Origin of the sequence: Alkalicoccobacillus plakortidis, assembly GCF_023703085.1 — a bacterium.
Taxonomy (GTDB): Bacteria; Bacillota; Bacilli; order Bacillales; family Bacillaceae_D; genus Alkalicoccobacillus; species Alkalicoccobacillus plakortidis.
Genome location: NZ_JAMQJY010000001.1, coordinates 1,081,841 through 1,094,804, shown reverse-complemented (window position 1 = coordinate 1,094,804; position 12,964 = coordinate 1,081,841). Strand labels below are relative to the sequence as shown.

Here is a 12,964-nt window from a genome sequence, read left to right as displayed (position 1 = left end):
AAAATGAATAACAAAAAATGGATGCTTTTGATATTCAGTCTGATTATTTCTTTAACAGCCACATTACTCTTTACAGGGGAAGTCATTAGTTCAAATGCAAAGTTAAAACCAATCGGGCAATTCGATCGGGATCATAATAAACGAGTGGTTTTTAGTGTGAACGAAGGAGACGCAGATGTTTTATATCTTAAAGAGCCAGGTTATGATGTAAGAAAAATAGCTGAAGGGGAAGAAGGAACACGACTTCGGTCTCCTGTTTTTATGGAAAATGGTAAGGTTGCTTACATTCAAACAAACGCTAATGTTTTAGAAGAGTTTCAAGCTGAGAACAGAACAGAAAGTATGCTAATTGAGGTGGATCCATATTCGCGTAAACAAATAGAGTTACTCGCTGTAAATGGGGAGATAACGGAACTTGTTGTTGGGCAAGAAACAAGTGAGCTATATCTCATTGCATCTGCCGCGATAACTGAGCCAGACCGGGTTTCAGATGACCCGCCAAACCAGTATGACCTCTATTCATATGATTTGAATTCAGCTAATTTAGAAAAGCTAACGGAGATAGATACGTATTCAATGAGGTCACTTGTTTTAGATGAGGAAGAATCTAAAGCATTTGTATTAATGCCAGATGATTATAGCAACAGTTCAGTAGATTCAATGTTTGAAGCAACCGATCGAGTGTATGAAATCTCTCTTTCGGATGATGAGCTAATCTCTGTGGTTACCGATCAAAAAGAAGAAATGGTCCTTTCGGATGTGATGTGGTTCTCGGATGATCAACTTATTTATCAAGCGGTTACGAATTTGCATGAAGGTGGAAATTACATGTATGATCTCATCTATTTTGATACTGATCTTGCAAAAGAAGGAGAGGCACTTGGAATAAATGAGGCAGTCCTGCAACCAACTGTTAGTAGAGATGGACAGTCTCTTTTATACATGAAAGAAGAAAGCGCATTTATGGGGAGTAGGGTGCTTGGTTTGTTTGAATATCAACTAGAAAGAGGAGAAGAGAGACAGGTTTATATAGATAATTGACAGTGGATCTAGCATGTACGTATAGAGGTTCGCATGTCGGAAAGGAGATCTTGCGTGTAAGGAGAGCGTCTCGCAAGTAGAGGGGGCAGCTCATTTTATTAAAAAGGCCTCTCCCATGCCTATAAGACTATCAGCTCCATACCTCCGCCTAGCAAAAGACCCTGAAAGCTACTCGCTTTCAGGGTCTTTATAGTAGGACTCAGCCCAAGATAAGGCCTCTTCTTTTGTTAGTAGCTTGCCGTCAAGCTGCAGGCTGAATGCTTTTGTAAGAATGGTTGTAAAAATAGGGCCAGGATCTAGCTGTAATTCGTGCAAAAGGTCGCGACCGCTCAGTAGTGGTTGCAATGCATCTCGGTGCTCGACGTATTGTAAAAGTGATTCTCCCATTTGAAATTCAGGGGTCAGTCCGATAAATAAAATGCTTCTGCTTGGCATAAAGTGGAGCTGTTGATGCCATTCTCCTAAGCTACAATCCTGTTGTGTTTCAAATATGTCATTCTCAGATACGGTATTGAGTAGAGCTATGTCTTTAGCAGATAAGGCGTACTTTTGAATGGATTCGAGAAATTGTCCATTCCCTTGATAGGCAAGAGCTGCAAGTAAGATAAAGGGTTCGTCCAATTCATTCTCCATCAATTGCTCGATATGCTGCCAGTGTTTCTCGGTTGGCTCTTCTCCTAAAAGCGTATGCCAGACACCAAGCTGATCAAGTGAGTGTAACGATTCTTGAAGCTTGCTTTCCTGCTGCATTAAATCGAGCTCATGCATTACTCGGGTAGAAGATAATCCTTGTAACGGAGTAACGGCATCTTGGGCTAAGGCTTTTGTATTTGGATGAATCTGATAAGAAAATCGTTGCGAAAACCGAACGGCTCGAAATATTCGGGTAGGATCTTCGATAAAACTAAGTGAATGCAAGATTCGTATTTGACCATTTTTCAAGTCACGTTGACCATGAAAGTGATCAAGAAGTTCGCCAAAAGTATTCGGGTGAAGACTTAAAGCCATCGCATTAATGGTGAAATCTCGTCTCGACAGGTCTTGCTTAATGCTAGAAGGCGAGACTTCTGGCAGAAAAGCTGGCTGTTCATAATGTTCAGAGCGTGCGGTGGCAAGATCAACTTTACTAGAGGATTCCGTTGTCCAAATTGCCGTTCCAAACGTTTCGTGAGACTTGATGGTTCCTCCAAAAGCTTGCGCAAGTTCGCGAGCAAACCCAATGGCATCTCCTTCTATCACAATGTCTAAATCCTCATTAGGTCGCTTAAGTAATAAATCTCGTACCCCACCACCTACTAAAAAACTATTCATACCACGCAAACTAGCTTGTTCTCCAATTAAAACAAGTAGGTCATAGATGGTTTTTGTATAGTGGGTAGGCAGTTCTTTGGCTAAAGACTGGTTGGTAAAGCGTTTGGCGTCGGATTCTAATTGTTTCCGTTTTTCTTCGTTATGCAAAATCGATAAAATGTCTGATCGTGAAACAATCCCTACTAAATTCTCTTGCTCAAGTATGGGAATTCGTCCAATATTATGGGCCATCATCGTTTCTTGGATATCGTCTACGGTAGCTTCTAAATCGAGATAAAGTAACTCTTTACTCATATATGCGTGAACTGGAGAATGTCCTAAGCCATGACGCTGTGCTTTATCTAGGTCTCTTCGTGACAGCATACCTGTAACCTTACCAGAGTCATCTACAATCGGCATTCCAGTATGCCCATATCGAATTAACGTTGCAGTTGCCTCGTCAATTGTGTCCTGTTCATTAATGGTATGAACGGGGGAGGACATCATTAAACCAGCTGTAACAGCGGGTTGGATACACTTCGGTAGCTGTTTTTTAATCTTTTCTAATACGACATTAATGGACTGATCTTTAATTGAAGCGGCAGCGGCTTGTTTATGTCCACCACCTCCAAAATGTGCAGTTAATGTTTGCAGATTTAATCGACTAGATTGACTTCTGCCAGTCACGTAAGTGTTTGCACCCATCTGTACTACAGCAATTACTGCGTCGCTATCAATGGTGCTTACTAACTTTTCCGTAATGGTTGCAAGCCCATTTAAAAAGGAGTCTCGTTTTGAAGAACAAATAGCAATCCGAACTCCTTCAACGACATATTCATCACATGCTTCAGCCAATTGTGTAGATAGAAGTTGCTGTTCTTTTGTTAGTTGTTCCTCTAAAAAAGGCTTAATAATCTCAAGTTCCATTCCTTTACTGTGGAGAAACGCAGCGGCCAAAAGATCCCGCTCTGTTGTATGGTTATGTTGAAATGAACCGGTGTCACTATACAATCCAAGAGCCATTAACGTCGCCTCAGGTTCGGTGACTGGAATTTGCTTTTGTTGAAGTTGCTCAATCATTAAGGTCACACAAGCTCCAACATCTTCTTGAATAACGGTGGTAGCTAGTGGCTCTGGTTTGTTGTCATGGTGATCAAATATGGTAATAGGTAGTTCTGGAATAAGTTTTTCCTTTGGAATCCCACATCGATCTAAGTTAGATGCATCTAATAGAATGATTTCAGTTACATTACTCCATTCAATTGATTCGATAGAGTTCACTTGAATCATATCTCGATAGAGTGACAAAACGTCCTTCACACCTTTTTGTTGCTGTGAAGGTAAAACAATGATGGCATCAGTATGTAAAAGTTTAGCGCCAATTAAAGAAGCCAACCCGTCAAAATCTATTTGTGTATGAGAGGCAAGTATTTTCATATGTTTGGGCTCCTTTCTGGTCATTACTCTTTTTATTGTAGCAAAAGACACAGTCGTAGGTCACGACTGTGTCTTAGATAGTTTATCCATGTTGTTCAAATATAAGACCTTTTACGTCAACAGGTGTTGTTTCATAGGGTGATTGCTTGGATTCATCGACTGTAATTGAAAATAGTTGATGATAGTTCTTATATAATGAATACTTGATCGTTTGCAGTGAATGGAGGCTATTTTTATCTTGATTAACAGCTTTAATCAAGGTTTGCTTGTGAAGAACAAGTGTTAAATCCTCTATTTTAATTCCTAATTGATGGAGTGTTGTGGATTGTTCTTCTAAATACGCTCGCAAACGATTTTGTGTGGGCAGGCCAAGGTTCTCTAGTTTGATTATTTGGTTTGCCGTTTCATTCCATGCCTCTACAAAGCGTTCAAATTGTAGAATCCCTCGTTTTTTAGCACGCAATTCTTTCCAGAGCTGCCGTTCTTTCTGATAAAACATTTTTAACGTCGTTCGAAATCGATTCACCCAACTACTACGTTCGTAATCATATAAATAATTTGCAGATTCATTTGAGACAACTTCCGTAATGCGAGCTGATGGAGACAGTGGATCAATCTGTGCAACAGAATTAGGTCTGACCGCATTTTGCAAGCGATGTTGCAGAACTCGGTGCATTCGTAATGATGGTGTCGACGTGATACGTGTCATATACAGCCCCCCGATTTGCTCTTCTACTATAGTGTATTCCCTGGTTACGAGGTTATAAGCTAAGTAAAAAGACCTCTTTTTATGAAAAGAGGTCGGGACAAACTGTTTATACATTTATTTGGCGAATACATGGTTTCCAATCACAATGGTTTGTTCACGAGTAGAAACCCATTTGCTTGTTGCTGTTTCTGGATTATAGAAGTAAAGTGAGTTTTGACCTTGACCTCTAAACTGAAGTGCTTCTTCAACTGCACGAGTCGATTCGCTATCTGCTGTGTTTGAGATCGATCCATCAAGTACTGGTGAAAAGGCATAGTGACCAGATGCACTGCGCTCATATACAACATCATTAACCGAGTCGGGAAATAGATCGCTGTCGACACGATTTAAAACAACGGTAGCAACAGCCACTTTACCGGCATAGGATTCACCTTTAGCTTCCGCGTGTACGAGACGAGCAAGCAATTCTTTTTCATTTTGCGAAACGACTGCGGGGATCGTTAATGTTTCACCAGCAATCAAATGCTCAGAAGAAAGATTATTACTTCTTTTTATAGCTGCCGCTGGAATGGAGTACTGATCTCCTATAGAAGAAAGTGTTTCTCCTTTTTGAATGGAATGTGTTGACTGTGCATCTGCTACCTGAGTGAATGTAGCAAGCAAGCCTACTACTAAAAAACTAGTAAACAATTTCTTTTTCAATGAAAAAACCTCCTGTATACAATCTGCCTTTTAAACTACCAAACTTTTAACGGTAATGGGTGGTGTAAATATATCCAATTAGGGTGTGAATTCGCTTAAAAGCTTGATAGTAATGGGGTAAACGCCTATTTTTACAGTTATGTAACGAAATATTAAAGATCCCGGATAATTTGACATATTTCCTTTTTGATGGAGAGAGGGAACTGACTGATGCTTAGAGACAAGCGAGATCATCGCTTTATTTATCCTCTATTAAACTTCCTACTGATGAAACTTTTACCATAGATCCATATAAAAATCCTATGCTAAGATGCAAATTGTAGTTGAAACAAAATACACATCGAGGAGGAATTCATCATGAATTTCAAAAAAATCGTTTTATCATCTGCTGCAGCAGCGGCAATCACTGCAGTTGGATTTTCTGGACAAGCTGACGCAGCTTCCAATCATACATACGTAGGAGGACCTTACGTAATTCAGTTTGATGCACAGGATGCACAACAGGCATTTAACTGCCTAGCTAACTTCCCTGGCGCACAAGATATTAACTTCGAAGACGGGCAATGGGTCATTGATTTCATTAATCAATACGACTTTGAGCAAGCAGCAGAAGAGCCTGGCGCTGAAGTAGTTGAAGAGCCAGAACAAGTGGAAGAGCAACCAGCTGAAACACCTGCACCAACTGAAGAAGAAGCTCAACCAGAAGAAGAGGCACCACAAGCAGAAGAAGCAGATTCTGATTCTGATGCATCAGCTGAATTCTCTGCAGAAGAGCAACAAATGCTAGATTCAGTGAACCAAGAACGTGAGCAACAAGGACTTGCACCACTTAAAGCAGATCCTGAACTTGCTGAGGTTGCACGTGTGAAAGCTCAAGATATGATTGACAATAACTATTTTGACCACAACTCTCCGACATATGGTTCTCCATTCCAAATGATGGATCAATTCGGAATTGAGTATCGTACAGCTGGTGAAAACCTTGCTTGGAAACCAAACAGTTGAAGCAGCACACCAAGCACTTATGAACTCACAAGGTCACCGTGAAAACATTCTTAAAGCTGATTACACAAATGTTGGAATTGGTATTGTAGATGGCGGCCCTTACGGTAAAATGTTCGTTCAAATGTTCAAAGGTTAATCTCTTAAACTAGTAGAAAACCCGCCAAAAACGGATTCCGTTTTTGGCGGGTTTTTTTATTGTTGTGTGGAGTGAAGGGGTTTTGGTTGTCCGCGCCGAATGATTATACATAATAGGGGTGGATGAAATGAGAAATCGATTCATTTGCATGATCAGTATATTAATTATGCTATTACTTTTTTCAGGTTGCCAGGCAGATGAACCTGCTGTTCTCTCGGTTGGTGACGATATAAATAAGATCATCGTTTCAAAAATGAAGGGAACAGATGAAAAGATATTTGAGGATACAGAATCCATTGATGCTTTTGAGCTCATACTCACATCAGCTGTAAAGGATGATGGGATTGTTAATATGGCTCAGGCTGAATACAAAGTAGATTTTTATCAAGATGAAACCAAACAACAAAGCTTATGGGTGTGGATTGGCGAGCAAGATGAAAAAGGTGTCTTTATGAAACCGGAGGATACTCATACTACGTACTCGATTTCTGTAGAGGAAAATAACAAGTTGGTTGAGTTAGTGGGAGCTCATTTTAATTGAGTTTCGGGTACTACGATGATTATTGTGGTGCTCTCTTTTTATGTTTATCTATTTACATATACATCTAATTAGATTAATATCAAATTAGATGGAGGGATAAGCATGCAACTTAGTCGGATGGTTAATTTTCATAAGGTGATGGGTGACACAACAAGAATTCAAATTGTGTCAATGCTTAAAAAAGGCCCGCTACATGGTCAAGCGATTGCAGGGAAACTGGGATTAAAGCCACCTACGATTTCGCATCATATGGCGAAATTAAAAGAGATTGATGTGGTAAGGCAAGTTCGAGACAAAAATACTATTTATTATCATCTAAATGAAAAAACATTATACGCACTAGCTATTGCCGTGACAAAGATAGGGGAGAGTGAGATGAACAAAGACTTTAACATGAGTACAGATGACAAAACGTCCATTATTAAAAACTTTTTCACAGCTCAAAACAAACTCAAAACATTTCCTGCTCAACGAAAAAAGAAACTGGTTGTCCTAGAATACTTATTGCGAGGATTAGAAGAAGGCAAATCCTATGAGGAAAAAGAAATTAATGAACATATTCAAGAATACTATGACGACTATGCAACCATTCGCCGTGAATGGATTATCTGCCACTTTATGAACCGAAATAATGGAATCTATCAGATGAACCCGAAAGAGATGTGGCTAGTGTAGGACTGGACGAGTGGATGGTGTTGCGGAGTTGCGGGATCATGATGTGAGGTAGGAATCGAGTATGAGGGACAGGAATCAAGGATGAGCGTGCGGATATCGATAAAGAGAGCCGGATATCGGTAAAGAGCCGCAGATATCGGTAAAGAGAGCAGGATATCGGTAAAGAGAGCGGGATATCGGTAAAGAGAGCGGGATATCGGTAAAGAGAGCCGGATATCGGTAAAGAGAGCAAGATATCGGTAAAGAGAACGAGATATCGGTAAAGAGAGCCAAAAATCAGTAAAGAGCAACCCTCCCAACTACACCACCACGGATTCCAGCTAAGCAGCGCACAACAACAAACCACGCAGATCTCTCTGCGTGGTTTTGGTTTTTAGCTTTTTTTGACTTGTACCTGTTCTACGCGGTGACCTGTTCCTTTTGTTAGGATCATGTCGGCACGATAGCGGGTGGGTCGGATATTTTTTTCGAGGTTCACGCCGTTAATGGATTTCCATATGGATAGAGCAACCTCTTCGGCTTCTTTTTCGCTTAAATGGCGATAGCGGTGGAAGAAGGAGTTAGGATCCTGAAAGGCGGTATTTTGAAGAACTTTAAATCGATCTACGTACCATTTGATGATATTTTCTTCTTCTGCATCTACGTAAATGGAGTAGTCGAAGAAGTCTGATACGAAGACCGGTGAGATGCGTCGGTCTTTTTTGTTTACTTGTAGGACATTAATTCCTTCAACAATCACAACGTCTGGTTCCTCTACATGTTGAGTCTGTTGATTCAGCACATCGTAGGTTAAATGAGAATAAAGTGGGACGTCTGTGCTTTTACGTCCTGATTTGATATCAGATAGAAACCGGACTAACTTTCGGATGTCGTAGCTTTCGGGAAATCCTTTTCGTTTCATTAATCCGCGTTCTTCTAAAATTTTATTAGGATATAGAAAGCCATCTGTTGTCACTAAATCTACTTTTGGTCGATTCGGCCAACGGCTAATTAGAGCTTGAATTAAGCGGGCTGTGGTGCTTTTACCGACGGAAACGCTTCCGGCAATGCCAATTACAAAAGGCACTTTTTTTGTTTCTCTATGAAAAAAACGGTTTTGATCATTATGAAGGTTTACAGCATGAGTTGTATGCATATATAGTAGTTCGCTTAAAGGTACATAAATTTCTTCTACCTCATCAGGAGAAACGGTCTCGTTAATACCTTGAAGCTGGGTTCTTTCTTCGTCTGTAAGGCTGACGGAAGCTTGATAGGCTAAGGATGACCATTCGTTTCTAGTAAAGCTTGTATAGGCATCTGTACTGGATTGTGCAGTTTTAGTTAACATACGTATCTCCTTTTAGAGAGTTCATCTCCCCAAATTGTAACGCTTTAAGGGATAAAAGAGTATCTGTTAGCAGAGTATCACTTGAAGCAAAGAGAATCAATAGAAGTCGCTTACAAAGTAAAGAAATAAAAAAAGAGCAGAACCACTTCAATAAGAAGTGTGCCGCTCTCAGAATCATTTATTCATCATTCGATTCAAGTAACTTTAACAGGTCTGCAGGTAACTCAAAGGTTTGATCTTGGATCGTGAGTTTGGTATCCTCTGCATCCTCATATACTTTTTTTCGTTTTTTTATGGTGTCTACTTCTTTGTGAATACCTTCCATTTTACGATCTAATGCTGCAGCGGAGTCAGCTGCTTCTTTTAGTTCATTTAATAAATGTGTAGGAACTTCTGAGTTGTATTTGTAATAAATCTTATGTTCGAGGCTTGCCCAAAAATCCATAGCAATCGTACGAATCTGTACCTCCATGCAAACATATTCTGTGCGGTCTGTCATAAAAACAGGAAGCTCCAGAATTAGATGTAGACTTTGATACCCATTCTCCTTAGGCTCCTTTATGTAATCCTTTACCTCAAGCACACGAATATCACTTTGATTTTGTAGCATATCAGAAAGTGTATAGATATCAGAAAGAAACGAACATGTAATTCGGATTCCGGCAATATCCTTTATATGAGATTTAATACTTTGAAGAGAGAGTGGACAGTTTTTTCGAATCACTTTTTTGAAGATACTCTCGGGTGATTTTAAGCGACACTTTATATGTTCAATGGGGTTATGCTCGTGTACGTATTCAAATTCTTCCTGTAAAATTTTTATTTTTGTATTCATTTCATCTAAAGCAAATTTATACGTCATCATAAAGCGTGTTAATTCTGTTTTAAACGATTGAAGATTTTTCAGGTCCAAATTAGCCATAATGATTCTCCTTAGAAAAGTCTTGTACTTCTTATTCTAATTGTGAAAGTTGCCACATAGGAAGTCAAGTTTATTGGTGTGGAACGTTGTCGAGAATTATGAAAAGGATCAGAAAGGAGTAATATCTTGAGTGTCGTTCGAACGGATAAATGGGTGAAATGGTACTTGCAAGATGTCCAATCAAATCGGAGTAAAAAAGAATATATCAACGCTCAGAAGAGTTTCTTTGTTGAACCGCTAACCAAATGGTTTGATGAAGAGTTCGCAAAGTCACTGCATTCCTTTTTAATAGATCAGGGTTTATTTCTGGCTGAGAAAAAAAGCAATGAAGAATTAACCACATTTTTAGAGCTTACTGTCTGGCAGGATGTGCAAACCTTTTTTATGAAATTAAAAAAGCAGTGGAATGGACCAGATATACCAATTTATTTGCTGCCGATCAATCCTGCGTTTGAAGACCCGGCTAAAAAAGCTGGTGTCAGTTTTCCATTTGCTATATTTTTATTTATTGGTCCACATCTTTTGCAGAAAGAGATTGAGGCATTAGTGTTGCATGAATATCATCATACTGTTCGGCTTTTACAAACAGGAAAAACAGAAGAATCCATTACTCTTTTAGAATCAATGTATATGGAAGGACTAGCAGAGTGCGCGGTTCTTGAATTTTTTGGAGAAGATCAACTCGCCCCTTGGACTTCACTGCATCAGGATCAATGGAAACAAAAATGGTATAGAAAATGGATCGCACCAAATCTTGATCAACAAGGTCGATCCAAGCATCGAAAATATTTGTATGGGGACGCTCGGCTTAGGATTCCTGCTATGCTCGGGTATTATGTTGGCTATCAGCTTGCACGAGCATCAAGTACAAAGCGTCCTGAATGGAAAACGGACGATTGGTTGCGTTTTACAGGTGAAGAATGTGAGACGTGGTTAAAAGAAGTTTTAAAGAGTATGAACACTGTGGAATAAACTGGTTAACCATTGCCTATACTGTGGGTACTATCGAATTTGCTCGCAAGGAGGTTTTATAATGGTCGTCATGCGTGATGTGTGGATTAACTGGTTTGAAGGGGAAGAGAACGGCTATAATGTATGTGATTTTGTGGAATGGCGTCCGAGTGATCGTGTAGAGGTCCTCGATCAAGTCATTTTAATTAATGTGTCAGAACAATTGATGGATTATTTGGAAAATGAGTTATTAGACCTACCTGAAGAACTGCTTCAAGAAGTGTATCAAAAAAGTTACTTGCGAAAAAATATGTCCAGAATTCAACTGGATTATTGTTTTATCGCATCAGATGGAAGAAGAATTCTTGCCGTGGATACAGCAGGGTATCAAACACCTATCCGCAAAAGTCGCTTAACTCCTAGACAGCAGCAACTTGTGTATGAGCATTTGGAGAACGGGCAATGGAAGCAGTACGATCTTGAAACTCCCTTTGTTTCAAAGGAATATCATATACTCTCTCCTTCACCCGACGAGATGATTGGTCTGACAAGGAAGGAAAGGCAGTTAAAGCTCCTTCTCTATATGGTCCTTGATGAGCTCAAACAATCAGGCACGGATGCAGAGGTACGATATTGGTATACTGAGTGGAGGCCGGAGTCCTATGAAGAGATTCAATACCTTGAGCGCTCGGAAGCATGGGGCCGTTTTGTTCATGAGGTACAATCTGGTTGGACAAGTCGTCATTATGAGTTATGTGAAGCTATGATTAAGGGCCAGTCTTTTTTCGAGAAACTTTGGGAACAAGAACATCCAGAGAGCGTAAAATAACCATCAGTTTAGGTTTACTTACGTACAAACTTCTACTATACTGAAGAAAACAGTAGTGGAGGCGGTTACATGCAAGGCGAAACAATGGATGGATTAGCATACTTGGTTATGCAAGTGTTTACAATCATTCTTTTGGTTGGAACATTGGGATTATCCTTTTTTGTAGGTAAAATCATGAAGAAAAATAGCGGATACTAAGCGGATGCATTTGCATTCGTTTTTTTTTTTTTTTATAGAAAAAAGCAGTAGACCAATTATGGGTCTACTGCTTTTTTGCTTATCGTGTGCGACGACCAAGTCCCATTGCTCGCTCGGCTTTATGAAGCATTCGAGTCGCATACGTGTTTGCGCGCTCGGCTCCATCATCTAAAATTTGATCAAGTTCTTTGGAGTTAATGAGTTCTTTGTATTTTTCTTGAATCGGAGAAAGAGTGTTCACAACGATCTCTGCAAGATCCGATTTAAAATCACCATACCCTTTATCTCGGTAGCGCTCTTCCACGGCCGAGATGGATTCACCTGAACAAGCAGAATAGATTGTTAACAGGTTAGCTACTCCAGGTTTGTTTTCTTTGTCATAGCGAACAGTTCCTTCAGTATCTGTTACCGCGCTTTTGATTTTCTTTCGAATGGTAGCGGGTTCATCCAAAATAGAAATATAGCTTTTAGGGTTTGGACTAGATTTGCTCATTTTACTTGTTGGTTCTTGAAGGGACATAATACGAGCGCCTTCTTTTGGAATTTGAACTTCGGGAACTGTAAAGATATTGTTGTATTTGTTGTTAAAGCGTTCGGCAAGATTCCGCGTTAATTCTAAATGCTGTTTTTGATCCTCACCAACAGGAACAATGTCTGTGCCATAAAGCAAAATATCTGCTGCCATCAACGGCGGATAGGTAAGCAATGAAGCTGAAACCGCTTCTTTGCCAGTTGATTTGTCTTTAAACTGTGTCATTCTCTCCAATTCACCTATGTATGAAATACACTGCATCATCCAACCTAGCTGAGCATGAGCGGGAACTTCAGATTGAACAAACAGCACTGCTTTTTTTGGATTGAGTCCAACAGCTACATAAAGGGCGGCAAGATTGCGAATGTTTTCCCTTAATTTAAGACGTTCTTGCGGTTGTGTAATTGCGTGTTGATCTACGATACAAAAATAACAATGATTGTCTTCTTGCATGTCTACAAAGTGTTTCATCGCTCCAAGATAATTTCCGAGCGTGACAGTACCGCTTGGTTGTATACCTGAAAAAACGGTTTTCATTCTATTCATCCTCCATTACTACGTATGTCATTTGTATCATACCATATCTTTTACAGTCGATTCCTCTATTAGACTTTTTATCAAAGTGAATAAAAGCATCGGAAATCCATATACTTAGCCTATTGAAGATGG

14 protein-coding genes are annotated in these 12,964 nt (G+C 39.7%); 8 read left to right on the top strand and 6 right to left on the bottom strand.

Annotation, left to right across the window (positions count from 1 at the left end; genetic code table 11):
* Window positions 1-3: 3 nt before the first annotated feature.
* Window positions 4-1,041: a hypothetical protein gene (locus NDM98_RS05970; RefSeq protein WP_251605316.1), complete on the top strand. Its 1,038-nt coding sequence runs from the start codon at window positions 4-6 to the stop codon at window positions 1,039-1,041.
* A 168-nt stretch (window positions 1,042-1,209) separates the two neighbouring features.
* On the opposite strand, the gene NDM98_RS05965 is transcribed toward NDM98_RS05970, so the two are convergent.
* The 3 genes from NDM98_RS05965 to NDM98_RS05955 all read right to left on the bottom strand — a co-directional run bounded on the left by NDM98_RS05965 (window position 1,210) and on the right by NDM98_RS05955 (window position 5,179).
* Window positions 1,210-3,768, bottom strand: a complete 2,559-nt coding sequence (locus NDM98_RS05965) for a CBS domain-containing protein (RefSeq protein WP_251605314.1) — start codon at window positions 3,766-3,768, stop codon at window positions 1,210-1,212.
* 82 nt (window positions 3,769-3,850) lie between these two features.
* A complete protein-coding gene (locus tag NDM98_RS05960; protein WP_251605310.1) occupies window positions 3,851-4,477 on the bottom strand; it encodes a hypothetical protein in 627 nt (208 codons plus the stop codon).
* 114 nt (window positions 4,478-4,591) lie between these two features.
* Window positions 4,592-5,179: a cell wall hydrolase gene (locus NDM98_RS05955; RefSeq protein WP_373370359.1), complete on the bottom strand. Its 588-nt coding sequence runs from the start codon at window positions 5,177-5,179 to the stop codon at window positions 4,592-4,594.
* A 357-nt stretch (window positions 5,180-5,536) separates the two neighbouring features.
* On the opposite strand from NDM98_RS05955, the gene NDM98_RS05950 reads away from it, so the two are divergent.
* From NDM98_RS05950 to NDM98_RS05935, 4 genes are all read left to right on the top strand, one after another.
* Complete coding sequence (locus NDM98_RS05950) at window positions 5,537-6,184, top strand: CAP domain-containing protein (protein ID WP_251605307.1); 648 nt, start codon at window positions 5,537-5,539, stop codon at window positions 6,182-6,184.
* Window positions 6,162-6,320 (top strand): CAP domain-containing protein, encoded by a 159-nt coding sequence (locus tag NDM98_RS05945; protein WP_251605304.1) that lies wholly within the window; start codon window positions 6,162-6,164, stop codon window positions 6,318-6,320. Before NDM98_RS05950 ends, NDM98_RS05945 begins: the two co-directional genes overlap by 23 nt.
* A gap of 127 nt (window positions 6,321-6,447) precedes the next feature.
* Window positions 6,448-6,861 carry a YhfM domain-containing protein gene (locus NDM98_RS05940; protein ID WP_251605301.1) on the top strand — a complete coding sequence of 138 codons (414 nt, stop codon included), beginning with the start codon at window positions 6,448-6,450 and terminating at the stop codon, window positions 6,859-6,861.
* 102 nt (window positions 6,862-6,963) lie between these two features.
* Window positions 6,964-7,536 carry a DUF2087 domain-containing protein gene (locus NDM98_RS05935; RefSeq protein WP_251605298.1) on the top strand — a complete coding sequence of 191 codons (573 nt, stop codon included), beginning with the start codon at window positions 6,964-6,966 and terminating at the stop codon, window positions 7,534-7,536.
* A 373-nt stretch (window positions 7,537-7,909) separates the two neighbouring features.
* Here NDM98_RS05935 and coaA read toward each other — a convergent pair whose 3' ends face one another.
* Together coaA and NDM98_RS05925 are read right to left on the bottom strand one after the other, a co-directional pair.
* A complete protein-coding gene (gene coaA / locus NDM98_RS05930; protein ID WP_251605286.1) occupies window positions 7,910-8,863 on the bottom strand; it encodes a type I pantothenate kinase in 954 nt (317 codons plus the stop codon).
* 178 nt (window positions 8,864-9,041) lie between these two features.
* Complete coding sequence (locus NDM98_RS05925; protein ID WP_251605283.1) at window positions 9,042-9,785, bottom strand: GTP pyrophosphokinase; 744 nt, start codon at window positions 9,783-9,785, stop codon at window positions 9,042-9,044.
* Between the two features lie 126 nt (window positions 9,786-9,911).
* Between NDM98_RS05925 and NDM98_RS05920 the strand changes: the two genes are divergently transcribed.
* The 3 genes from NDM98_RS05920 to NDM98_RS23425 all read left to right on the top strand — a co-directional run bounded on the left by NDM98_RS05920 (window position 9,912) and on the right by NDM98_RS23425 (window position 11,763).
* Window positions 9,912-10,757, top strand: a complete 846-nt coding sequence (locus NDM98_RS05920; protein ID WP_251605280.1) for a DUF2268 domain-containing putative Zn-dependent protease — start codon at window positions 9,912-9,914, stop codon at window positions 10,755-10,757.
* 61 nt (window positions 10,758-10,818) lie between these two features.
* Complete coding sequence (locus NDM98_RS05915; protein WP_251605277.1) at window positions 10,819-11,565, top strand: DUF3603 family protein; 747 nt, start codon at window positions 10,819-10,821, stop codon at window positions 11,563-11,565.
* 69 nt (window positions 11,566-11,634) lie between these two features.
* Window positions 11,635-11,763 carry a hypothetical protein gene (locus tag NDM98_RS23425; RefSeq protein ID WP_285803886.1) on the top strand — a complete coding sequence of 43 codons (129 nt, stop codon included), beginning with the start codon at window positions 11,635-11,637 and terminating at the stop codon, window positions 11,761-11,763.
* Window positions 11,764-11,842: 79 nt separating this feature from the next.
* On the opposite strand, the gene trpS is transcribed toward NDM98_RS23425, so the two are convergent.
* Entirely contained in the window at window positions 11,843-12,832 is a 990-nt protein-coding gene (gene trpS / locus NDM98_RS05910; protein ID WP_251605276.1) for a tryptophan--tRNA ligase, read from the bottom strand.
* Window positions 12,833-12,964 lie beyond the last annotated feature (132 nt).